Annotated in this window: 21 protein-coding genes; 12 read left to right on the top strand and 9 right to left on the bottom strand. The window is 53.8% G+C overall.

What is annotated here, in order from left to right; all coding sequences use genetic code 11:
* Window positions 1-336: 336 nt before the first annotated feature.
* From CLR69_RS04135 to CLR69_RS04125, 3 genes are all read right to left on the bottom strand, one after another.
* Window positions 337-978, bottom strand: a complete 642-nt coding sequence (locus CLR69_RS04135) for a response regulator transcription factor (protein WP_129709565.1) — start codon at window positions 976-978, stop codon at window positions 337-339.
* Between the two features lie 36 nt (window positions 979-1,014).
* Window positions 1,015-2,484, bottom strand: a complete 1,470-nt coding sequence (locus tag CLR69_RS04130; protein ID WP_129709567.1) for a PAS domain-containing sensor histidine kinase — start codon at window positions 2,482-2,484, stop codon at window positions 1,015-1,017.
* 240 nt (window positions 2,485-2,724) lie between these two features.
* Complete coding sequence (locus CLR69_RS04125; protein ID WP_129709569.1) at window positions 2,725-3,270, bottom strand: RNA polymerase sigma factor; 546 nt, start codon at window positions 3,268-3,270, stop codon at window positions 2,725-2,727.
* A 326-nt stretch (window positions 3,271-3,596) separates the two neighbouring features.
* On the opposite strand from CLR69_RS04125, the gene sctW reads away from it, so the two are divergent.
* The 11 genes from sctW to sctU are packed head-to-tail and all read left to right on the top strand — an operon-like array spanning window position 3,597 to window position 14,172.
* Complete coding sequence (gene sctW / locus CLR69_RS04120) at window positions 3,597-4,805, top strand: type III secretion system gatekeeper subunit SctW (protein ID WP_129711553.1); 1,209 nt, start codon at window positions 3,597-3,599, stop codon at window positions 4,803-4,805.
* Window positions 4,802-6,904 carry a type III secretion system export apparatus subunit SctV gene (gene sctV / locus CLR69_RS04115; RefSeq protein ID WP_129709573.1) on the top strand — a complete coding sequence of 701 codons (2,103 nt, stop codon included), beginning with the start codon at window positions 4,802-4,804 and terminating at the stop codon, window positions 6,902-6,904. The genes sctW and sctV overlap by 4 nt, the downstream gene beginning before the upstream one ends.
* Before the next feature lie 9 nt (window positions 6,905-6,913).
* Complete coding sequence (locus tag CLR69_RS04110; RefSeq protein WP_129711554.1) at window positions 6,914-7,843, top strand: FHA domain-containing protein; 930 nt, start codon at window positions 6,914-6,916, stop codon at window positions 7,841-7,843.
* Window positions 7,843-9,210 carry a type III secretion system ATPase SctN gene (sctN, locus tag CLR69_RS04105; protein ID WP_129711555.1) on the top strand — a complete coding sequence of 456 codons (1,368 nt, stop codon included), beginning with the start codon at window positions 7,843-7,845 and terminating at the stop codon, window positions 9,208-9,210. Before CLR69_RS04110 ends, sctN begins: the two co-directional genes overlap by 1 nt.
* The gene (locus CLR69_RS04100) at window positions 9,200-9,637 is read left to right on the top strand and encodes a type III secretion protein (RefSeq protein ID WP_129711556.1); all 438 of its coding nucleotides are present in this window, start codon (window positions 9,200-9,202) and stop codon (window positions 9,635-9,637) included. Before sctN ends, CLR69_RS04100 begins: the two co-directional genes overlap by 11 nt.
* Window positions 9,634-10,155 carry a type III secretion system HrpP C-terminal domain-containing protein gene (locus tag CLR69_RS04095; RefSeq protein ID WP_129711557.1) on the top strand — a complete coding sequence of 174 codons (522 nt, stop codon included), beginning with the start codon at window positions 9,634-9,636 and terminating at the stop codon, window positions 10,153-10,155. Before CLR69_RS04100 ends, CLR69_RS04095 begins: the two co-directional genes overlap by 4 nt.
* On the top strand, window positions 10,152-11,354 hold the full coding sequence (sctQ, locus tag CLR69_RS04090; RefSeq protein WP_129711558.1) for a type III secretion system cytoplasmic ring protein SctQ: 1,203 nt from the start codon (window positions 10,152-10,154) through the stop codon (window positions 11,352-11,354). The genes CLR69_RS04095 and sctQ overlap by 4 nt, the downstream gene beginning before the upstream one ends.
* Entirely contained in the window at window positions 11,351-12,004 is a 654-nt protein-coding gene (sctR, locus tag CLR69_RS04085; RefSeq protein WP_129709585.1) for a type III secretion system export apparatus subunit SctR, read from the top strand. Before sctQ ends, sctR begins: the two co-directional genes overlap by 4 nt.
* A gap of 7 nt (window positions 12,005-12,011) precedes the next feature.
* Window positions 12,012-12,272: a type III secretion system export apparatus subunit SctS gene (sctS, locus tag CLR69_RS04080; RefSeq protein ID WP_009112548.1), complete on the top strand. Its 261-nt coding sequence runs from the start codon at window positions 12,012-12,014 to the stop codon at window positions 12,270-12,272.
* A gap of 6 nt (window positions 12,273-12,278) precedes the next feature.
* Window positions 12,279-13,079: a type III secretion system export apparatus subunit SctT gene (sctT, locus tag CLR69_RS04075; protein ID WP_129711559.1), complete on the top strand. Its 801-nt coding sequence runs from the start codon at window positions 12,279-12,281 to the stop codon at window positions 13,077-13,079.
* 13 nt (window positions 13,080-13,092) lie between these two features.
* Window positions 13,093-14,172, top strand: a complete 1,080-nt coding sequence (gene sctU, locus CLR69_RS04070) for a type III secretion system export apparatus subunit SctU (RefSeq protein ID WP_129711560.1) — start codon at window positions 13,093-13,095, stop codon at window positions 14,170-14,172.
* Window positions 14,173-14,190: 18 nt separating this feature from the next.
* Here sctU and CLR69_RS04065 read toward each other — a convergent pair whose 3' ends face one another.
* On the bottom strand, window positions 14,191-15,117 hold the full coding sequence (locus CLR69_RS04065) for a LysR family transcriptional regulator (RefSeq protein ID WP_129711561.1): 927 nt from the start codon (window positions 15,115-15,117) through the stop codon (window positions 14,191-14,193).
* A gap of 143 nt (window positions 15,118-15,260) precedes the next feature.
* Between CLR69_RS04065 and CLR69_RS04060 the strand changes: the two genes are divergently transcribed.
* On the top strand, window positions 15,261-16,667 hold the full coding sequence (locus CLR69_RS04060) for a M20 family metallopeptidase (protein ID WP_129711562.1): 1,407 nt from the start codon (window positions 15,261-15,263) through the stop codon (window positions 16,665-16,667).
* 285 nt (window positions 16,668-16,952) lie between these two features.
* Here CLR69_RS04060 and CLR69_RS04055 read toward each other — a convergent pair whose 3' ends face one another.
* The 5 genes from CLR69_RS04055 to CLR69_RS04035 form a co-directional block, all read right to left on the bottom strand.
* Entirely contained in the window at window positions 16,953-17,243 is a 291-nt protein-coding gene (locus CLR69_RS04055; protein WP_129709595.1) for a Bor family protein, read from the bottom strand.
* Between the two features lie 202 nt (window positions 17,244-17,445).
* Window positions 17,446-18,255 carry a MetQ/NlpA family ABC transporter substrate-binding protein gene (locus CLR69_RS04050; RefSeq protein WP_129709597.1) on the bottom strand — a complete coding sequence of 270 codons (810 nt, stop codon included), beginning with the start codon at window positions 18,253-18,255 and terminating at the stop codon, window positions 17,446-17,448.
* 291 nt (window positions 18,256-18,546) lie between these two features.
* Window positions 18,547-19,659 carry an o-succinylbenzoate synthase gene (gene menC / locus CLR69_RS04045; protein WP_129711563.1) on the bottom strand — a complete coding sequence of 371 codons (1,113 nt, stop codon included), beginning with the start codon at window positions 19,657-19,659 and terminating at the stop codon, window positions 18,547-18,549.
* A 41-nt stretch (window positions 19,660-19,700) separates the two neighbouring features.
* Entirely contained in the window at window positions 19,701-20,360 is a 660-nt protein-coding gene (locus CLR69_RS04040) for a methionine ABC transporter permease (protein ID WP_129709601.1), read from the bottom strand.
* The gene (locus CLR69_RS04035) at window positions 20,353-21,375 is read right to left on the bottom strand and encodes a methionine ABC transporter ATP-binding protein (RefSeq protein ID WP_129709603.1); all 1,023 of its coding nucleotides are present in this window, start codon (window positions 21,373-21,375) and stop codon (window positions 20,353-20,355) included. Before CLR69_RS04035 ends, CLR69_RS04040 begins: the two co-directional genes overlap by 8 nt.
* Window positions 21,376-21,538: the final 163 nt, after the last annotated feature.

Here is a 21,538-nt window from a genome sequence, read left to right as displayed (position 1 = left end):
CTCACTGCTTTCCATAACGTGGGGCGTTACCACTTTACGCCCACGGCGTTTCTCCTCGTAGCACACACCGATTCATCACCGGTGGAACAATGACAAGCATTACCGCCATTGAATGATGAAACCATCAGGCATCGCTGAACATCCGGTAGGAATTCCAGAGGCGTTTGTAGGGAAAAGCCTACAAAAAAACGGCCAAAATAAGTAAAAACAACCCGTTATGCTTTCAGATAATTCGCAGGAAAACGAAAAGATATTGTCAGGATATCGTTAAGCGCAGTGAAAGGGATTCACGACTGTTGAATCCCTTTTATCTGCTATTGCTTCGGGTTCCCACTGCTAGGGAATAAGCTTCTTGCTAAAGACATATTTCACGATCTCCACATTGGTACTGAACTGCATTTTTTCCATCAGGCGCGCTTTGTGAGTGCTGACCGTTTTGTTGCTGATGGCCAGTTCATTGGCGATGGCGTTAATCCCCATCCCCTGCGCAAACATAATCATGATTTGGTGCTCTCTGGCCGTCAGGACATCGTGCTCTGCTCGTCCCCCCTCCGTGTAATTGGAGAACACCAGCTGCTCGGCAATGGTGTGATCGATATAGCGAGCCCCCTGCGCTACACGTCGGATCGCCGCCAGCAGCGCCTCGGGGTCTTTATCTTTGGTGATGTAGCCTCTGGCACCACTTTTCAGCGCATGCTGTGCAATCTGCGCCTCGCTGTACATGCTAAGCACCAGAATCGGCAGACGCGGATATTGCGCCACCACGCGAGAAATCAGCGCTTCACCGCTGATACCGGGCATCGACATATCCAGCAACAGCAAATCGGGCGCCACGCTGCGCAACTGTGCGAGCACCTGTGCGCCATTTCCTGCTTCGGCAACGACGCTCAGCGAGTCATCCAACGCGAAGATCTGCTTGAGCCCTTCGCGCATGATGACGTGATCGTCCGCGATCATGAGACGTATTTGTTTGCCCATCGCTCATTTCTTCCTTTTGTTATTCTTGTCCCGTGATTAACGGATATAGCCATTTTTAGGAAACGTTAACTGCACCTGCGTGCCTTTTCCGGGGGCGCTTTCAATAATGACTTCGCCTCCCAGCATCCGCCCTCGCTCTTTCATGCTCATGAGTCCAAAGGCATTCTTATTCTTTGCATGGGAATCAAATCCTTTTCCGTTATCCTTGATACACAGCACGATGCAGTCCTGCTGGTTTTCCAACGTAATGAACACCTGTGTAGCGGCCGCGTAACGTGCCACGTTGGTCAACGACTCTTGAGCAACGCGAAAGGCTGCCGTGGTGCTTTCGTCATTAAGCGCCAATGTTTCCCCCGGCGTTCGCAACAGGCAGGTGGCGCTGTAGTGACGGTTAAATTCGTCGCATAGCCATTCCAGCGCAGGCGTGAGTCCCATGTTTAATACATTCGGCCTGAGTCGGGTCGATACGTTACGCACAACCTGAATCGTTTGGTCAGCCAGCTGCATCAACTTTTGCAAATGTGCCTGCATCTCTGGATTTTCCTTGGCAAAACACATCCTCATCAGCGACAGACTCATGCGGATCGTGGTCAGGTGTTGCCCAAGCTCGTCGTGAATTTCCTGTGCGATATGCTTACGTTCTTCCTCGCGTGAGATCTCACGCTGGCGTGCCAGCAAGCGCAGTTGCATATGTGAATCGGCCAGCTTCTTCTCCGCATAGCGAATAGCGGTAATGTCCCGCCCCACGGTCAGAATGGAAACCAGCGCACCACGCTGATCGAACTCCGGCACGCAGCGAATATGGTGAATATCTTGATGACGCTGCTCGCCTTTCCCTCGCTCTTCCATCACCTCACCTTCCGCACTACTGCGGGTATCGACAACTTGCTGCACCAACTGTTCCATGCGGATCGCACATCCCGCTCCCGGCATCAATTCCGTAATCATTCGACCCCGAAGTTGCTCTACGGTAAATTCCAAATGTTTCAAACTGGCGGGGTTGGCATACAGGCAATTCAGGCTGGGATCGAAGCGAATAATCAAATCCGGTGAATTTTCTACCAGCGCGCGGAATTCTTGATCCCGTGCGTATGCCAACTGTTCTATATGTTTACGTTCCCTGATATCTCTGACTACACACATGCTGTAGCTACATCCTTTATGTTGGAAATGCGTTAAATTGACCTCAACCGGAATGGTCATGCCGTAGCGAGTGAGGTGCCTGGTTTCAAAGGTGGTCCCAATGCCAGATTCATACTCCTGAAGCCAGTCGGGCGATCGATGCTCGGCAGCCCAGCATGGGTCGATATCGGCAACGCTCAGATGCATGAATTCCGTGATGCTGTAGCCCAACGTCTGACTGGCAGCCTCATTGACATAACAAAAACGCTGATCTGCATTGACGATGTAAATCGCGTCTTTGATACGACCAAACGCAAAATCCACCAGTTCCAGTTCAGGGGCCTTGGTTTGTTCATCGGAACGAAAAGGTTGGGTAAACATCATTGTCATCTCCTTATTTGAATTAAGACATTTGTGCAGCCACCCGCCGTGCAGGTAGCGCAATACGGCGTCTCAACATTCCAGAAGATGGACAGGAAACCCTGCAACGGCTAAACGCGACCTGATATCACGGCGTGCGACCTACGTCCTGAGCGGTAACCACCCTATTGAAGCAGGCGGTCACCACATCAAGCAGAGAAAAATGGTGGGTACAGGCACGTCCTTTCGTCCCGTTGGATAGCGTCAGGATTCCACAGCCTGACGGATTACACTTCGGGCACGAGACAGCCGTGACCGCACCGTACCGATGGGGATCCCCAACTGCAACGCGAGATCCTGATAGCTGGCATCGGTATCCAGCAATTGCATTAGCATCTGACGGGTATCCTCAGGAAGTGAGACGATGGCATCCATCGCGCGTTTCAGCGCTCGCTGGCTTTCGGTAATAGCACCGGGGTCGAGTTCTATCGCGATATGTTCCAGCATCTCATCGCCCATTTCCTGAGCGCGCTGTCGTGCCTGCTTGAAATAGTTGCGCACCAGGTTGAGAGCGATGCCGAACACCCACGTCTCCGGCCGCGATGCCCCAGCGAATTTATCCTGATGTTTGAGCACTTCCAGGTAGGTCATTTGCTGTAAATCCTCAACGTCATCATGGTTGCTGACGCGCTTGCGGATAAAGTTATGCAATTTCTTTCCGTGTTGACGAAACACCTGTTCCCAATCGACAGCTAGCGCCGGGTAAAGCGAAGGGGTCTGTTCGATGTGTTTCAGGGTAGACATTTCCATTTGCTGACTCTCCGTTGTTGTGCCCTATTGGCAAAAACGGAAGAGCAAGCCTTGTGCCAGCCCAGAATTATTTTTATCACACTGATTTATAATCAGTTATTTTTCACCCTACCTGTTATCGTGCCATTTTTTGCCAACGTCCACAGCACGAAATTGCAAGTTATTGCAATAAGTAAAACGGCATTTCATCCAATCCGCCATCAAATTCAGCCTGCTCCGATGACTTCACGCTGGGAACCCATCCTTTTCTGCATCCACACAGCAATACATTCACATCACTGCACGTTCACACCACGACACGTAGCCGATTCATTCAGGATGACATCATGATCAAAATACCGACGGTACTTCCCACTAGCAGCGCCCTGCCGCGCCCTGTCGTCGTGGATGACGATCCCGTGCCACAGACTGCGGTACAGCAGACAAGTTCGCTACACGCTTCGCCCGGTTCTCCACTTTCTACCTCAATGGAGGAAGTAGCGATGGCGTTTGGCGAACAGGCGGAACGTAGGAGCAAATCGCTGAATCGGCGTCAAATAGCCCAGCAGCCGGAGGCCCGCACGACGGCCAACGTCGAGCGGATCGAGAAACTAACGGAACTGTTCAGGATGTTGGAAAATCCGTCACAGAGTACCCTCGATCAGCAACTGAGCCGCATGCGCGATCTGTTGGCCCGACAAGGTTCGCCGTCTCTTGAAGCGGTGTTGGAAGCCGCAGGCAACGATCCGGCCCGTGGGGATATTTTGCTGCGCCACATCCAGCAGCAATCAGCGCAACAGCCAGAGTTGGCAGCAGCGGCAGAAAATGCACTACAGCAGCTACATCATGAGAAAGGGCCAGAAGTCCGGGCGGGTCTGAATACGGCAACGGCCATTGCGCTATTTAGCACGCAGCCGGAACAAAAACAGGCGATGCGCGATCTGTACTACCAGAAAATCGTGCATCAGCAGTCGGCAAGCGCATTACTGGATTCCCTGCTGGAACGCTTTGACGCCGCAACATTTTCCATTGGGCTACGGACCTTACAGCGAGCACTGACGGCAGATATTGCCTCTCTGACACCGTCAATATCAAAAACCGTTCTCAGCAAAATGCTGAGCAACCTCAACGACTCCCGTCACCTGAGTCACACGTTGTCATCCAGCCAAACGCTGCTCACTCGACTAGCGAACAAAGTGCCCGCATTTACGCTGGGTGCAGTGGAATTAACTCGCCGCCTAATTGGCCTGAGTGCCAACGGCGCCTACGCTCGCGATCTGCATAACCTTGGTCGGGAAGTTGCCGGTACGCAGGTGCGGCATCAGGCCATGTTTTTTAGTGCTCTGCTGCCGCTTGTCAGCGACCTACCGCATCCTCTGTGGCGAGACAGCAAAAACCGGCAAACGGCACTCCAACTGATACGCGGCATGATTGGTGATATCGCCCAGTACGAAAAACAGCAGGCCAAAAGTACTCAGCATGATGAGTTAGCGCAGCGTGACGCCTCATCACAGCAAAAACAACCCCCGCACACGCCGGATAAGGGGCAGCCATGAATCTGCTGATTATCTGGCTAAATCGCATTGCGCTAAGCGCGATGCAGCGTTCGGAGGTCGTTGGCGCGGTAATCGTCATGTCTATCGTTTTCATGATGATTATCCCGCTACCCACCGGGCTCATCGACGTGCTCATCGCGCTTAACATCTGCGCCTCCTCCCTGCTGATCGTGCTGGCGATGTACCTACCTAAACCGCTGGCTTTCTCAACGTTTCCGGCGGTGCTACTGCTGACCACCATGTTCCGGCTGGCGATCTCCATTTCCACCACGCGACAAATCCTGCTCCAGCAGGATGGCGGTCATATCGTTGAAGCCTTCGGTAACTACGTGGTGGGCGGGAATCTGGCAGTGGGGCTGGTTATTTTCCTGATTCTGACGGTGGTGAACTTTTTGGTGATCACCAAAGGCTCCGAGCGCGTGGCAGAGGTGGCGGCACGTTTCACGCTCGATGCGATGCCCGGTAAACAGATGTCCATCGACAGCGACCTGCGTGCGGGGCTGATCGAAGCCCATCAGGCGCGGCAGCGGCGGGAGAATCTGGCGAAAGAAAGTCAGCTGTTCGGGGCAATGGACGGCGCAATGAAGTTCGTCAAAGGCGATGCGATTGCGTCGCTGGTTATCGTGTTCATCAACATGATTGGTGGCTTCGCCATTGGCGTGTTGCAACACAACATGGCTGCATCCGATGCCATGCACGTCTACTCGGTATTGACCATCGGCGACGGGCTGATCGCCCAGATCCCAGCATTGCTGATTTCACTGACCGCAGGAATGATCATTACCCGCGTCTCGGCCGACGGGCAAAAAGTGGATGCCAATATTGGTCGGGAAATCGCGGAGCAGCTCACCAGCCAGCCCAAAGCGTGGATCATCTCCTCCATTGGCATGTTTGGCTTTGCGCTGCTGCCGGGGATGCCAACATTGGTGTTTGTCGCTATCAGCCTGGCGTCACTCGGCAGCGGTCTATTCCAACTCTGGCGCATCAAACAACAGGGCCAGTTGGATGCCAGCCAGTCGGAGGCGGACAACATGCCTGCCGAACAGAACGGCTATCAGGATCTGCGGCGTTTCAACCCGACACGAGCCTATTTGCTGCTGTTTCATCCGGTCTGGCAAGGGCAACCGACGACAACGGCGCTAGTGCAGAATATCCGCCGTCTGCGTAATCGGCTGGTCTACCGTTTTGGCTTTACGCTGCCGTCCTTTGATATCGAATTCAGCGACCGACTGGCAGAGGATGAATTCCAGTTTTGCGTCTATGAGATTCCCTACGTAAAAGCCACGTTTGTTACCGATCAGTTGGCAGTTGCGAACAGTGCCATCGAACAGGCTGACGTGACGATCGCCACGCCGGGCCACACGCTACGGGATGAAAGCCAGTGGCTATGGCTGCCGCTGTCGCATGTCGCCCAGCAGCCGGACGATGTGCCGCGCTGGACCGCAGATGAGCTGATTCTGGCACGTATGGAGCAAGCCATTCACCGCACGGGTTCACAGTTTATCGGCTTGCAGGAAACCAAATCCATTCTGGCCTGGCTGGAGAGTGAGCAACCGGAATTGGCGCAGGAACTACAGCGCATCATGCCACTCTCACGTTTTGCCAGCGTGCTGCAACGGCTGGCCTCCGAACGTGTACCGCTACGGTCAGTGCGCCCTATCGCCGAAGCACTGATTGAAGTCGGCCAGCACGAACGGGACACGCTGGCCCTGACCGACTACGTGCGCCTGGCGCTCAAATCACAAATCTGCCACCAGTACAGCGATGAAAATAGCCTCGCCGTCTGGCTGCTGACGCCAGAAAGTGAAGAGCTGCTGCGTGATGCACTGCGCCAGACGCAGAACGAAACTTTTTTCGCCCTGACGCAGGACTACGCCTCAACGCTGCTCAGTCAGCTTCGGCAAGCATTTCCGCCGTTCTCACCGCATAACAGTCTGGTGCTGGTAGCACAGGATTTACGCAGTCCGCTGCGCACGCTGGTACAGGACGAATTTCACCACGTCCCTGTACTGTCCTTCACCGAACTGGAATCCACCCTATCGATCAACGTCATTGGACGCCTTGATCTTTACGACTCCCCTGACCCCTTTAGCGCATAGGAAGACACCATGTTTGAATTACGCGTGCTGACTGGTTTACATCGCGGTGCGGCGCTGCCGCTCTGCGGAAACGCCTGGCGTATCGGTGCGGCCGATGATGCCGATCTCGTACTCTACGATCCCGGTATTGCGCCTTACCACAGCCAACTGGAGAAATCCGCTGACGGCTGGGCGCTCAGCGCACAGGATGGCACCTTGTGCAATGCGGAAGGCCATTCCGTCGAACACATCGACGCGCTACCGCCCGGAACCCCCTTTGCACTGGGGCAAATTTGGCTCTGCATCGTGGCCGCCGATACCCCTTGGCCTGATGACGAAGAAATCCCCTCCACTGCGGAAGAGGATCTTCCCCCTGCGGATATCCCCACCGACGAACCACGGGTTAATACCACTACGTCAACGCCTGTACCCACACCTCGCCTGCCGTTGTGGGCAAAAGCCAGCTACCTGCTACTTGGCGCGTTGTTGCTGGTGATGGTAGGCAGTTGGCAGCTACAGGAGAGTGTTGCGATGCCTGCAACCCCGCCGCCGCAGGATACCCGCAAACCGCTCAGCACCCTGCCACAGTTAGAAAGCACGCTGCGGATTATGTTGCAGGAACGGGAACTGAGCGCGGCCGTAAAAGTAGCGGCGTATCAGGATCGCCTCACGCTCACCGGGCAATTAACGCCAGACGATCAAAAAAAGCTGGAACGGATGCTCGCCCAACTCCACCAACGTTATAGAACCGCGCTATCAGTTGATAACCGGACACAGCTGAAAACGGAGCAACTGCCGTTTCAGATTGTTCAGGTGACCAGCGGGTCACGCGCCAATGTCGTCACAGCAGACGGCCAGCGCTTTTTCATCGGCGATGAGATCGACAACCTGCGTCTGGTGAAAATTGATGAGCACCAGATTGAATTCAGCGGCAGACAACAGATAACGGTGAATTGGTGATGCAGACACAAACTTCTTCTTTTCCGCTGCTTGAGCAGTGGGTCGCCCGGCAGCGTCAGCATCTGGCGGACTATGCCCCTGTGGAGAAAAAAGGCCGCGTTATGGCCGTCAGCGGTATTTTGCTGGAGTGCAGCCTGCCACAGGCACGTATTGGCGATTTGTGCTGGGTGGCACGCCAAGATGACAGCCAGATGATGGCCGAAGTGGTGGGATTTAGCCCGGACAATACCTTTCTCTCCGCGCTCGGGGCGCTGGACGGTATCGCACAAGGCGCGACTGTGACCCCGCTGTATCAGCCGCATCGCATTCAAGTGTCGGAACGCTTACTGGGCAGCGTACTGGACGGATTTGGTCGGGCATTGGAAGACGGCGGCGAGAGCGCCTTTGTCGAACCGGGTCATGCAACGGGCCACACGCAGTTGGTGCTAGGCGACGCTCCACCGCCGACGTCACGTCCGCGCATCAGCCAGCCGCTTCCCACCGGATTACGCGCCGTCGATGGCCTGCTGACGATCGGCCAGGGTCAGCGCGTCGGTATTTTCGCTGGTGCAGGCTGCGGTAAAACCACGCTGCTGGCTGAACTGGCACGTAATACGCCGTGCGATGCCATCGTTTTCGGGCTGATTGGCGAGCGTGGGCGCGAGCTACGCGAATTTCTCGACCACGAACTGGACGACGAACTGCGTAGCCGCACGGTGCTGGTGTGCTCTACCTCCGACCGCAGCAGCATGGAGCGCGCCCGCGCAGCTTTCACCGCCACCGCCATCGCTGAGGCTTACCGCGCCGAAGGCCGTCAGGTATTGCTGATTATTGACTCCCTGACGCGTTTCGCCCGCGCCCAGCGTGAAATCGGTCTGGCACTTGGGGAACCGCAGGGACGAGGCGGCTTACCACCGTCTGTCTATACGCTGCTGCCGCGTCTGGTCGAACGCGCAGGACAAACGGAGGACGGTGCCATCACCGCGCTCTATTCCGTTCTGATCGAACAGGACTCCATGAACGATCCAGTCGCCGACGAAGTCCGTTCGTTGATCGACGGGCACATCGTGCTCGCCCGACGTCTGGCAGAACAGGGACATTACCCAGCAATCGATATCCTCGCCAGCCTGAGTCGCACCATGAGTAACGTTGTGGATACCGACCACACGCGCCATGCGGGCGGCGTAAGGAGGCTGATGGCGGCTTACAAGCAGGTTGAGATGCTAATCCGCCTCGGAGAATACCAACCGGGCCATGACGAGCTAACCGACTCGGCAGTCAACGCCCATTCAGAGATCGCGCAGTTTCTGCGCCAGTCGATGCGAGAACCAATGCCTTATGGCGTGATTCAACAACAGCTCGCCGGAGTCAGCCGCTATGCCCCATAACACCGAGCGCGATGCAGAGTTACAGAGCGTGTTGAACCTGCTGATGCCGATACGCCGCCAGCGCTTAAGCCGCAGCGAGCGCCAGCAGCGGCAGGAAGAGCAGCAACTTATCAGGATTGCGGAACAGCAACGCCATCACCAACAGCAGGTCGAGGCGCTGCGACAGGCTAGCCACACGCAGCGTGACGAGTTTGTCCGAGAAACTCGGGGACAACGCCAAACGCTGGAACACCTGAAAAAGCACCTTGCAGCCGAGCAGCGTTTACTCAGCGAGATAGCGGCAGAAACCCAGCAGGTTCAGGCCACACAGCAGCAGCACGACAACCAGCGGCGTCAGGTTGATGACGCCCGAAACACGACCCGCCAATGCCAAAAGGCGGTGGAGAAACTGGAGTATCTGCTTACGTTACCTCAGGAGCACGTATGAATAACCGACAGATTGCGTCATCCGAATCCAAGGCAACACAGAACGCGCAGGCTACGCTGCACGGCAAATCCTCACGCTCAGACGATCCACAACATATGGATTTCTGGGAGGCATTCACGTTTTCAGACGGTTTTGAAGACGAACTCTATCAGGAAGCGCCTATCGTTTTACCATCGGGCAACCCCATCAACGTGCCGCTGTCCCTGCATAGCGACATACCAGACGCCCCACAAAACGTGACACCGTCACAGTGGCAACCACTGCAATGCGAACTGATTGAGGCAATGGACAACATTTGCGCTCCACCGTTTGCCTTCAGCCTGCAACTGCCACAATTGGGCGACATCGATGCCCGTTTAGCCAATCTGGTGCCACGCGGCTGGGACATTTCACTGCGCTTTAGCCGGGAGAGCTACCACCAGTTAAAAGATCGGCGTGAAGCCTGTCGTCGCTCACTCGCCACCGCGCTGGATTGCCCGATTAACCTGCGTTTTGATGCCAGAGAGTATGAGCGATGAACCTGAATTCACCCGACTTCAATTCACTGCACGTCAGACCGCTAGCGCTACCGACCATGCGTACACAGCACGCCCGCATCAGATCGACGCTAGCCGCAGGGCTATCGCTGCCTTTTGTCCGCAATGGGCTTGCTGGTCGCCTGCACCTTCAACTGGCGCATGAACGTGAGCTGATAGAAGAAATGCCGGCCGCACAGCCAAGCGGCTGGCGTAGTGATATCGGTAATTTTTCGCTAACCGATCCCTTTCCTGTGCTCAGCCTGCTGTCCGACTGCCCGCTGCTGCCCCTTACCGAAGACGACGAGGCAGCGAAGCAGTGGTATTGGACGCTCTACAACCAATCGCTGAACCCCGTGCTGCGGTCGCTCGTGGGAGAAATTTATCCAACGGCAGCAACACAGGAAGAACATGATTCAGTACAACAGCACGGCACCCGACAACACAGCCTCCAACAATGCAGCAATGCTGCCGCACTCTGCGCCTGGCTCAGCGTGAACTGGAACGGGATGGTCGTGCGCAGCCGGATGCAGGCCATAGATGCTGTCTGGCTAATGCTGTTTTCCCGCGTTGACTGGCAGCACCAGCCCCGTGTGCTACCCGCAGAAATGGCTATCGCTATCCCACTCACGCTGGCTGATGTCGTGCTGCCGTTTACCGCGCTACAACAGATCCAGACCGGCGACATTGTTTTGCCTAACCGCCCATGGTTTACGCCGTCCGGCGAGGGAATGCTGTCATCCAGCACGCTGCGCCTGAGCGGCACGCTGCAACTCGCAGAACACGCGCCCTACACCTTTACCGTTACCGACATGGAGACTGTCTCGATGCCCTCGACTGCGACTAACACGATGCTAACCAATACTCAATCCGATACCTCGACGCTTGAATTTACACCATCGAGTGACAACGTCACTGAAAATTTACCACCGCTGCCGATCACCTTACACATTCGCTGCGGTAGCCTGACGATGACGCTGACAGAATTGCAACACCTTGCCAGCGGTAGCGTGCTGACGCTGCGGGATGTGGTGCCGGGGCACGCCTGGCTGTATCACGGGGATATCGCACTGGCAAGCGGCGATCTGGTCGATGTGGAGGGCCGATTGGGGCTACAGATTACCCAGCGCTTTTCCGCGCCAACGCATAAGCAGCCAATGCAGGATAAAGAAAACATCGCCGCAGAGGAGCTGGCACCATGACGTCCGGCGCATTCGATCCGTTGATGTTTGCGCTCTTTCTGGGCGCACTCTCTCTGATTCCACTGATGATGATTGTCTGCACCTGCTTTCTGAAGATTGCGATTGTGCTGCTGATTACCCGCAACGCCATCGGGGTGCAACAGGTGCCGCCCAATATGGCGCTATACGGCATCGCGCTCGCGGCGACGATGTTTGTCATGGCTCCGGTATTTCAGGACATCACCACGCGCGTGCAGGAAAAGCCGCTGGATATGACCGATATCACTTCGCTTCAGGCCAGCGTGACTTACGGGCTGGAGCCACTGCAAACTTTTATGTCACGCAACGTTGACCCGGATATTCTCACCCATCTGCATGAGAACAGCCTGCAAATGTGGCCTGCCTCGCTATCCGAGAAGGTGAATACGCAAAACCTGCTGCTGGTGATTCCAGCTTTCGTGCTGTCAGAGCTACAGGCTGGATTCAAAATCGGCTTCTTGATCTATATCCCATTTATCGTCATCGACCTCATCGTCTCCAACGTGCTGTTGGCGCTGGGGATGCAGATGGTCGCACCAATGACGCTCTCGCTGCCGTTAAAGCTGCTGCTGTTCGTGCTGGTCAACGGCTGGACGCGGCTGCTGGACGGCCTGTTCTACAGCTATCTGTGAGGCCGAGATGGAAATAATCACGCTTTTCCGTCAGGCCATGGTGATGGTTGTCCTGCTCTCGGCGCCGCCGCTGCTGGTTGCGGTGATCGTCGGTGTACTGATTTCTCTGCTACAGGCGGTGATGCAATTGCAGGACCAGACACTGCCCTTTGCCGTCAAACTGATCTCTGTCGGGCTAACGCTCGCGCTCTGCGGGCGCTGGATTGGCGTAGAGCTGATGCAGTTAGCCATTACCGCGTTCAACATGATTGCGCAGACTGGGGTATAAATCCGCATGATCGCCACCATTCAGCACGTTTACGATTTTATCATCGCCATTACGCTCGGCATCGCCCGGCTGTATCCCTGCTTTATTCTGGTGCCGGTTTTTTCACTCAACGTGTTGAAAGGCATGATGCGCAACGCCGTGGTGATTTCCCTAACGCTGCTGCCTGCCCCCATCGTACAGCAACAACTCGTGTTGACGCCGCTCTCCTGGCCGATGCTTCCTGCACTGTTGTTCAAAGAACTCATGGTGGGGTTGCTGATAGCACTCATTCTGGCGATGCCGTTCTGGCTGTTTGAATCTGTCGGGGCGCTGTTCGATAACCAGCGCGGCGCCTTGATGGGCGGTCAGCTCAACCCTGCGCTCGGTTCAGATGCCACGCCACTCGGCCATTTATTGAAACAGACCCTGATTCTGCTGCTGATTATCGGTATCGGTTTAAAGGGGCTGACGCAGCTGATTTGGGACAGCTACCAGATCTGGCCGGTGCTGTCCTGGCTGCCAGCACCGAGCGAGAAAGGGTTTGAGGTATATCTTAACCTGCTGGCAGACACCTTTACTCATCTGGTGGTATACGCAGGGCCGCTGGTGGCACTCCTGCTGCTGCTAGAGTTCAGTATTGCGTTACTCAGCCTGTATAGCCCACAGCTTCAAGTGTTCGTCCTGTCGATTCCGGCCAAGTGTCTGGTTGGGATGGCGTTTTTCATCATTTATCTGCCGGTGCTGCAATATTTAGGCGACGACAAACTTCAGGGATTGCCGGACCTTAAGCATCTGCTCCCGCTGCTTTTTACCGTATCAAACAGCTAACAAGGCGGAACCGATGAGTGAGAAAACAGAAAAACCCACAGAAAAAAAGCTGGAGGACGCACGTCGCAAAGGCGAAGTCGGGCAAAGTCAGGATGTACCCAAGCTATTGATCTGCGTCGGTCTGCTGGAATGTGTACTGGCGCTGGCGGACAATACAATGGGGAAACTGCAAACGCTGGTGCAACTGCCGCTACAACGACTGGATGCGCCGTTTGCGCAGGTGGCGAAAGAAGTGTTTCATGATGCCGCTGTGCTGGCGGGCACGCTCTGCCTGCTAGCCGCGGCAATTGCCGTGCTGTTGCGAATCGCGGGCGGCTGGCTCCAGTATGGCCCACTGTTTGCGCCCGAAGCATTGAAACTCGACCTCAATCGGCTGAACCCGATCAACCAGTTCAAGCAGATGTTTTCAATGCGCAAGCTGGTGGAAATGTTGACCAATATTCTGAAGGCGGTGGTGATCGGTACCGTCTTTTATAAAGTGGTCGTGCCGGAGTTGGAAGCGCTGGTTGAATTAGCCTATGGCGATCTGCACGGCTTCTGGCAAGGGGTTAAAGCCCTGCTGACGCGTATTGCCCGAACCACGCTAACGGCGCTGCTGGTGCTGTCCGCCATGGATTTCGGCCTGCAAAAATATTTCTTTCTCAAGCAACAGCGCATGAGCCATGAGGATTTACGCAACGAGCATAAAGATTCCGAAGGCGATCCGCATATGAAAGGACACCGCAAATCGCTGGCGCATGAACTGGCGAACGAACCCGCTGCGCCGCGTCCCAAAGCGAAAGTGGAAGATGCCGATATGCTGCTGGTCAACCCGACGCATTATGCGGTGGGGCTCTACTACCGCCCCGGAAAAACCCCGCTGCCGCGCATCTTGTTTAAAGGCGAAAATGAAACAGCAAGAGAGCTTATCGCACAGGCGAAAAAAGCGGATATCCCCGTGATTCGCTTTATCTGGCTGACCCGAACGCTGTATCGCACCACGCCGGAAGGTCATTATATTCCACGCGAGACACTTCAGGCGGTGGCGCAAGTGTATCGCGTCTTGCGCCAGCTCGAAGACGAGCAAAAACGCGAGATTATTGAGATGGAGTGAAAGCGCCTCACAGGATAGTTAGGATTCGGCAATCTGACTCAGATAATACGCTTCTCCCTGACGCAGTTCCGCCATCATGAAATCAAGAAAAGCCTGCTGCTGCGGTGCATGCGCTTTACCAGCCAGCGTTTGGATCTGGAGCGAACGCTGATCGAGCTGCTTAATATTCAGCGGCTTCAGGCGCATCGGCTCCTGTAAGCACTTATACATCACGGAGTAGAAGCTACAGGCGGTGATCGCCCCCGGCGTGCTCATCGCATAATAATAGAGCGTGGTGAAGTTGTTGCAGCACAGCGTCGGCTCCAGAAAGGTGCCATTCATCCGGCATGAGAGGTCAAACAGTTGGCGTAGCGTAGTAGAAGATTCCGGCAGTGCCAGCGGGAAAGGATGTAGATCGGCCAGTTGAATAGACTGCTGCGCCAGCGGGTGAGCGTCAGACATCAGCAACATCAGCGGAGCAGGCACCGCCAGTTCCACATTCACGCCCTGCTCCGGTGCCAGCGCAAACTGGAGCGCAATATCCACTTCACCGTTACGGATCATCTGGGACACCTGCATCGCCGAGTCCACCTTCAGCGCAAACGTGGTATCCATGTCATGTTGGCGAAAACGCGCAAACAAGGTCGGCAGCAGATCAAACGCCATTCCCTCTGTGCAACCAATCCGCAACAGCGCCCGTCGGCTGGCCTTCAGCCCTTGAATCTCCGCCACCGCGGCATCCATATCCATCATGCTCTTACGCACATGGTTTTCCAGAATGCGTCCGGCATCATTTAATACCATTCCGCGTGCATGGCGCTCGAACAGCGGCACGCCAATGCGTTCTTCCAGCCGCTGAATCTGGCGACTAATCGCAGAAACGGCAACAAACAGGTGCTGGCTGGCGGCGCTGAGCGAACCGGTGGTGGCAACCACCAAAAAATAACGAATCTCGGTGCTGTGCATAGCGGCGTTCCTTTCAGACAGAACGGGGGAATTCGGAGGTTTATATTAAAAGCAAAGCTTAATTGCAATTTTTATTATTGTTGCAACGCTCGTTTTTTCTTTAAATATCGGTAACTTCGGCACATTATCCAGCAAGGAAAGGCATGACCAGCGCAGACCTTATTCGTATCGCCTGTGAACGTTTCGATCGCGGAGAGTTTAAACATACGCTGGCACGGCGTATTGCCCATGCGAGCGAGAGCCAGAAAGCGAACAGCCAGCCCGCGCTGAACCGCTATCTGACTGACGAGATCCAGCCCGCTTTGCTGGCGATGGGGTTCAGCGTAAAACTGATCGCCTCGCCGGATAAACGTCATCCCCCTTTCCTACTGGCCGAACGCATTGAAGATCCCAGCCTGCCAACGGTGCTGTCTTACGGCCACGGCGACGTGGTTTTCGGTGATGAAGAAAACTGGCGCGATGGGCTCACCCCCTGGGAATTGGTGGAAGAAGGCGACCACTGGTACGGACGCGGCAGCGCCGATAACAAAGGCCAGCACAGCATCAATCTAATGGCACTGGAGCAGGTGTTTCAGGCTCGCGGACAGCGTTTGGGCTTCAACTGCAAACTGCTGTTCGAAATGGGTGAAGAAATTGGCTCACCGGGGCTTGCCGACCTATGTCAACAACACAAACAAGAACTGGCTGCCGATATTTTTATCGCTTCTGATGGGCCGCGCCTTAATGCAGAGCGCCCGACGCTGTTCCTCGGTTCTCGCGGCTGCGCCAACTTCCGTTTACACATCAAGGCTCGCGAGCAGGCATACCATTCTGGCAACTGGGGTGGATTGCTGAGCAACCCTGGTACCCAGTTAGCGAACGCCGTGGCCAGCCTGGTGGATGGACAAGGACGAATGAAAATCGATGCCCTACTGCCACCGCCGCTGACACCAGCACTGCGGGAAATTCTCAGCACGATCGACCCCGCAGGCAGCGAGGGTGATCCAGCGATTGATGAAAACTGGGGTGCAGAGGGACTCACGCCTGCCGAGCGGTTATTTGGCTGGAACACGCTGGAAGTCCTGTCATTCATTACCGGTAACCCAAACAAACCGGTGAATGCGATCCCCGCTGACGCGACTGCCATTTGCCAACTGCGCTTCGTGGTCGGCACCGACTGGAAAAATCTGGCACAACATGTGCGTCAACACCTCGACCAGCACGGTTTTGATCAGGTAGACGTTGAGATGCTTAACACGTCTCCGGCGACACGGTTTAACCCCGAAGATCCGCTGGTAAACTGGACGCTGGCACTGATGCAGCACATCAGCGGTAAGCAACCCGCGCTGTTACCGAATCTGGGTGGATCGCTGCCTAATGACGTTTTCGCCGACATCCTCGGCCTGCCGACGTTGTGGATCCCCCACTCTTACCCCGCGTGCGGCCAGCACGCCGCCAACGAGCACATGCTGAAATCCGTCGCCCGTGAAGGATTAGCGATCATGACCGGCCTGTTCTGGGAACTGGGGGAGCAAGGAAGTCACCTGCTGGCGCAGCACAGGCAAAAATAGCGTGTCTATCATGCCAAAACGCCATAGCGGTGTGACATTGCCGGACAAGCTAAACCCTGACTACACAAGAAGCCGTGAGTTCCAGACTGCAAACGGGCAAAGAAAAAAATAAAGCCATCTCGAGAGGAGATGGCTTTATCGTAAGACAGACTTATACCCGTCATACTCCAAGTTGCATGTGCGTTGGCTGGTCAAATTCGTTCCCGACGAATTTGTCCTTCCCTTGCCGCCTGCCTGAAACTCGAATTATTTAGGGTATAAATGCTATTAAAAGTCGTCTTTAGTTTAGATTGAGCAATAAACGCGGGCTTCTCTCGGAGTATAAATCCCGAACGTTACCAATCCCAGTAAACCGTTAACAAAGGTTAACTGTGTTTCAGTGCGAGCAACTTTATCAGCACCGCCACATACCGCCGCAGCATCAATGGTTTTCTTCTGGCCAATCCCAGAAACGAAGAAGTGATGTGTTGTCACCTGTTTAGGTGTAGCAACAGCGTCATTCTTTACTGTAAACGTTTGTTGGGCACATCCTGTCAGCGCCAGCGCTAATACGGCAGCAGAAAGTATTTTTTTCATTAAACCCTCGTCGTGTTGTATTGATAATTCTTACGAAGAATGACATTTATACAAAAAATTACAATACTTAATACATTTTTATCTTTACGCTAACAAGGTATGTTGCCTGGGAGGGAATTTGCACGTTGATGAATTGATACACGTCTCTGTGGAGAAGCCAGTGACCTACGAGCAATAGGTCACTGGCAGCTTGAAAGATAAATTACTTCTTCATCCACTCAGGTTTCTGGAAGGCGTGGAACATCGAGTTTTTATCTTCAAAGAATGCGGCGAATTCTGGGGATTGAACCGCAGCTTTCAGATCCTGAGCAAACGGTTTGTCGGCATCTTCCGCACGCACGACAATCATGTTTTTCAAATCTTCCGGCAGCACATCTAACTGAATCGCGTCAGACAGGTTCAAACCCGCAGCCATCGCAAAGTTAGCATTAATCAATGAACCGGTTACGCCGCCCAATGCGCGCGGTAACTGCGCTGCTTCCAACGGTTTAAAGACCAGCCCTTTCGGGTTTTCCGTGATATCACGCAGCGACGCTTTGGTCGGCGTAATGTCTGGATTGATCTTGATCAGGCCGTATTTTTGCAGAAAATCCAGCGAACGTGCCAGGTTGGATGGATCGTTTGGCAACGTCACAATATCACCCGCTTTCAGCTCATTCAGCGAACGTACTTTGTTAGAGTAAAATCCCATGCTGGCGGTCGGCACGGTGATCACTTCCGTCAGTTTCAGCCCTTTATCCGCGCTGAAGCGGTCGAGATAGCGGCGGTTTTGGAACAGGTTGGCGTCAATACTGTTATTTGACAGCGCCAGGTTCGGCTGAATGTAGTCGCTGAATTCGCGCACTTTCACGTCATAGCCTTTTTTCACCATCTCCGGTTTGATCGCTTTCGTGACCATATCGCCATACGGCCCCGGCGAGACGCCGATGGTGATTTCTTTGCCTGAATCTGCTGCATAAGCCTGAGAGATGCCCAACGCCAGCATGAGTGGAATAAGTTTTTTCAATCGCATCGTCGCGTTCCTGTCTGTCCGATTTAGTCAGTGTTCGCCGTTTTGCTAACGGCATTCTCGTTGTTGTTATATAGAGCGCCAGCACAGGGCTAAGATCGAGATACCGAGAACGACCACGGTGTGGGGTATCCCTGCGGGAACCTCATCACCGTGTTTCTCCCTAAATCCACACTCTTATGCCCTGCGTGGCATCGCTCATTATTTTTTCTATTTTTATAACGTTATTCCCTGGTGTTGGATGACGTTTTACTGCTCACACTTCTTACTAAAAAAGGTTTACTCAATAATTAATTAAAACAAAAAGGTTTCCTGTCCGTAGCAATATTTGTCATACAGTTCAGGGTTGATATCGAAACTGATTCCCGGTTTATTTGGCACCGCAACACAGCTGTCCTTGTCTAATTCGACAAACGGCAGCATGAAGTCTTCATGCCAGTAGCGGGAAGACGGTGGAATATCGTGCGCGTAGATAAAGTTCGGCAGCGTTGATACCGCAATGTTGTGCGCTTTACCAACCGCCGTATCCAGCATACCGCCGCACCACACCGGAATATTGTGCGCCTGACAGTAATCATGAATTAGCTTGGTTTCGGTAATGCCACCGACACGAGCAACTTTAATATTGATAATCTTGGCGCTACCAAGCTCTATTGCTTTACGGGCGTCTTCTACCGAGGCAATACTTTCATCCAGACAGATCGGCGTATTCACCGCCGCCTGAAGTTTGCGGTGGTCGATAATATCGTCGTGCGCCAGCGGCTGTTCAATCATCAACAGATTGAATTTATCGATGCGCTTAAAGAAATCGATATCGTCCAACGTATAGGCGGAATTGGCATCCACCATCAGCGTAATATCACCAAACTCCTGACGCAGCGCTGCAATATAGTCGTAGTCTTTTCCCGGCTTGATTTTTATTTTGATGCGCTTGTAGCCTTCCTTCAGGAAATTATCGACCACGTGAACTAATTTATCGGGCGTTTCCTGAATACCAATACTGACACCCGCTTCGACTTTATCTCGGACTCCGCCCAGTAATTGATGCAGCGGTACACCGTTTATTTTCGCGTACGCATCCCAGATACCGCCTTCGATTGCCGCTTTAGCGCAGTTATTACGCTTTACCGGAGCGAAAATATCGCGAACCTGAGAAGGATGCGCAATATCCCCAGCCTGTTTAACCATCGGGATCAGGAAGTCACGCATAATATGCCAGGCAGTGACGTTGGTTTCTTCGTTATAAAATGGCAGGGAAATGGCGGAACAATCGCCGTAACCAATCTGCCCGCCAGCGTGAACTTCGGCAATGGAGAAATGTTTCTCCGTCTGCGTCGCAAAGCTGGTGGTAAATGGCGTTTTCAGCGCCATTTTCATTTTTCGTAATACAATTTTGTCTATTTTCATGACATCTCTCTGCTGTCCTGAATAACGTATTCTGTCGCGGTTTAACGGCGTTCGCGCTTATTCGCCCGTCGCGAGAGCATATCGCCCAGCGTTTGCACAACCTGCACTAATACCACCAGCGCAATCACCGTCACGACCATGACTTCGGTTTCATAACGATAATAACCGAAGCGGATCGCCAGATCGCCGACACCGCCGCCGCCAACAATCCCGGCCATCGCCGAGTAACCAATCAGGCTGACCAGCGTGATCGTCAGGCCGCGTAATAAACCAGCCAGAGCTTCTGGCAACAGCACGGTAGCAATGATTCGCGTCGGGCTGGCGCCAAAGGCCTCAGCCGCCTCCACAATACCCGGGTCGACTTCACGCAGTGCGGAATCCACCAGTCGGGCATAAAACGCAATCGCTGCTACAGACATCGGCACTGCGGCTGCAACGGGCCCTATCGTGTTCCCCAACAGCAATTGTGTTAATGGCAACAATAGCACCAGCAGGATCACAAAAGGGATCGAGCGGATAATATTTACCAGAATGGTTGATACCAGATAGATAAAACGGTTCTGCCAGAATAAATGACGATCGGTCACATAAATCGCGATACCTAGCGGCAGGCCGAATACCACAGCACAAAGCGTTGAAATACACACCATCGTGAAGGTTTCACCGAAGGCGAAGATTAATTCACCCATTAACTCAGTCATTGATAACCTCCACCCCAAAGGTATTCTGTCGAATATAAGCAATAGCCGCAGCGAGATTATCCGCCGCCGGATCGTCACGGTATGAAATCTGGGCGATAATATGCCCCAATGCGCGATCGTTGATGTATTCAATATTGCCGTGCAGGATATTCACCGATACCTGAAACTGCTGCGCAACGTCAGATAATATCGGTTGTTCTACCGAATCATCGGCAAAGAGTATTTTCAGCAGGACACCTTTATTATTCTGCTTAAAACGCTCAGGTAATTCGACCGGCGTGGTATGGCTAACCAATTGTTTGGTATAAGCATGTTGAGGCGTAGAGAAGATCGTAAAGACCTCGCCTTCTTCCACAATATTTCCACCCGTCATCACCGCCATGCGCTGACAAATACTTTTAATTACGCTCATTTCGTGAGAAATCAGCACAATCGTGATACCTAACCGAACATTAATACTTTTCAATAACGCCAGAATAGACGCCGATGTCTCCAGATCCAGTGCCGAAGTGGGTTCATCGCACAACAGCACTTCGGGATGGTTGGCAATGGCGCGAGCAATGCCAACACGCTGTTTTTGCCCACCACTCAACTGCGCCGGATATGATGTCCCTTTATCCTGTAACCCGACCAGCGTCAGAATTTCCGGCACGCGTGAGGCAATCTCTTCTTTGCTCTTCCCCGCAGCACGCAGGCTGAACGCCACGTTGTCATACACATTGCGGGTATGCATTAGATTAAAATGCTGGAAGATCATCCCGATACGCTGACGATGCTGGCGTAGTTCACGGCCAGAAGCATCGCTGATCAGCGTATCACCAAGAAACACGCGCCCTTCGGTTGGGCGCTGCAATAAATTGATCGTCCGCAGCAGCGTACTTTTCCCCGCGCCGCTGGTGCCGACAATCCCAAAAACTTCACCCTGTTGAATGGTCAGGTTGACGTTGTTTACCGCCCTGGACTGTGCTTCTTTACCAGCGGGAAAATCAACGCTCACGTTTTCTAACCGAATCATTACCTGACTCACTCCTGCTATTGCTGACTATTTTATTGGCATACGCGAAGGAACGCCTGTTTGATGTAGGGAAACCGTAAATTCATTTCGCATTAGCGTGCGTTAATGTCTATCCCACGGAACGGTTTCACTTGTTATTTTGAACAGAGGTAGGCGCTTCATC

Origin of the sequence: Pectobacterium zantedeschiae, from assembly GCF_004137795.1 — a bacterium.
GTDB classification, from domain to species: domain Bacteria; phylum Pseudomonadota; class Gammaproteobacteria; order Enterobacterales; family Enterobacteriaceae; genus Pectobacterium; species Pectobacterium zantedeschiae.
This window is presented reverse-complemented; position numbering and strand designations above follow the sequence as displayed.

What these genes read in the sequence shown, in the direction of transcription:
- CLR69_RS04135 (WP_129709565.1), bottom strand. Translation starts at nt 978, where the DNA reads ATGGGCAAACAAATACGTCTCATGATCGCGGACGATCACGTCATCATG.
- CLR69_RS04130 (WP_129709567.1), bottom strand. Translation starts at nt 2,484, where the DNA reads ATGATGTTTACCCAACCTTTTCGTTCCGATGAACAAACCAAGGCCCCT.
- CLR69_RS04125 (WP_129709569.1), bottom strand. Translation starts at nt 3,270, where the DNA reads ATGGAAATGTCTACCCTGAAACACATCGAACAGACCCCTTCGCTTTAC.
- sctW (WP_129711553.1), top strand. Translation starts at nt 3,597, where the DNA reads ATGATCAAAATACCGACGGTACTTCCCACTAGCAGCGCCCTGCCGCGC.
- sctV (WP_129709573.1), top strand. Translation starts at nt 4,802, where the DNA reads ATGAATCTGCTGATTATCTGGCTAAATCGCATTGCGCTAAGCGCGATG.
- CLR69_RS04110 (WP_129711554.1), top strand. Translation starts at nt 6,914, where the DNA reads ATGTTTGAATTACGCGTGCTGACTGGTTTACATCGCGGTGCGGCGCTG.
- sctN (WP_129711555.1), top strand. Translation starts at nt 7,843, where the DNA reads ATGCAGACACAAACTTCTTCTTTTCCGCTGCTTGAGCAGTGGGTCGCC.
- CLR69_RS04100 (WP_129711556.1), top strand. Translation starts at nt 9,200, where the DNA reads ATGCCCCATAACACCGAGCGCGATGCAGAGTTACAGAGCGTGTTGAAC.
- CLR69_RS04095 (WP_129711557.1), top strand. Translation starts at nt 9,634, where the DNA reads ATGAATAACCGACAGATTGCGTCATCCGAATCCAAGGCAACACAGAAC.
- sctQ (WP_129711558.1), top strand. Translation starts at nt 10,152, where the DNA reads ATGAACCTGAATTCACCCGACTTCAATTCACTGCACGTCAGACCGCTA.
- sctR (WP_129709585.1), top strand. Translation starts at nt 11,351, where the DNA reads ATGACGTCCGGCGCATTCGATCCGTTGATGTTTGCGCTCTTTCTGGGC.
- sctS (WP_009112548.1), top strand. Translation starts at nt 12,012, where the DNA reads ATGGAAATAATCACGCTTTTCCGTCAGGCCATGGTGATGGTTGTCCTG.
- sctT (WP_129711559.1), top strand. Translation starts at nt 12,279, where the DNA reads ATGATCGCCACCATTCAGCACGTTTACGATTTTATCATCGCCATTACG.
- sctU (WP_129711560.1), top strand. Translation starts at nt 13,093, where the DNA reads ATGAGTGAGAAAACAGAAAAACCCACAGAAAAAAAGCTGGAGGACGCA.
- CLR69_RS04065 (WP_129711561.1), bottom strand. Translation starts at nt 15,117, where the DNA reads ATGCACAGCACCGAGATTCGTTATTTTTTGGTGGTTGCCACCACCGGT.
- CLR69_RS04060 (WP_129711562.1), top strand. Translation starts at nt 15,261, where the DNA reads ATGACCAGCGCAGACCTTATTCGTATCGCCTGTGAACGTTTCGATCGC.
- CLR69_RS04055 (WP_129709595.1), bottom strand. Translation starts at nt 17,243, where the DNA reads ATGAAAAAAATACTTTCTGCTGCCGTATTAGCGCTGGCGCTGACAGGA.
- CLR69_RS04050 (WP_129709597.1), bottom strand. Translation starts at nt 18,255, where the DNA reads ATGCGATTGAAAAAACTTATTCCACTCATGCTGGCGTTGGGCATCTCT.
- menC (WP_129711563.1), bottom strand. Translation starts at nt 19,659, where the DNA reads ATGAAAATAGACAAAATTGTATTACGAAAAATGAAAATGGCGCTGAAA.
- CLR69_RS04040 (WP_129709601.1), bottom strand. Translation starts at nt 20,360, where the DNA reads ATGACTGAGTTAATGGGTGAATTAATCTTCGCCTTCGGTGAAACCTTC.
- CLR69_RS04035 (WP_129709603.1), bottom strand. Translation starts at nt 21,375, where the DNA reads ATGATTCGGTTAGAAAACGTGAGCGTTGATTTTCCCGCTGGTAAAGAA.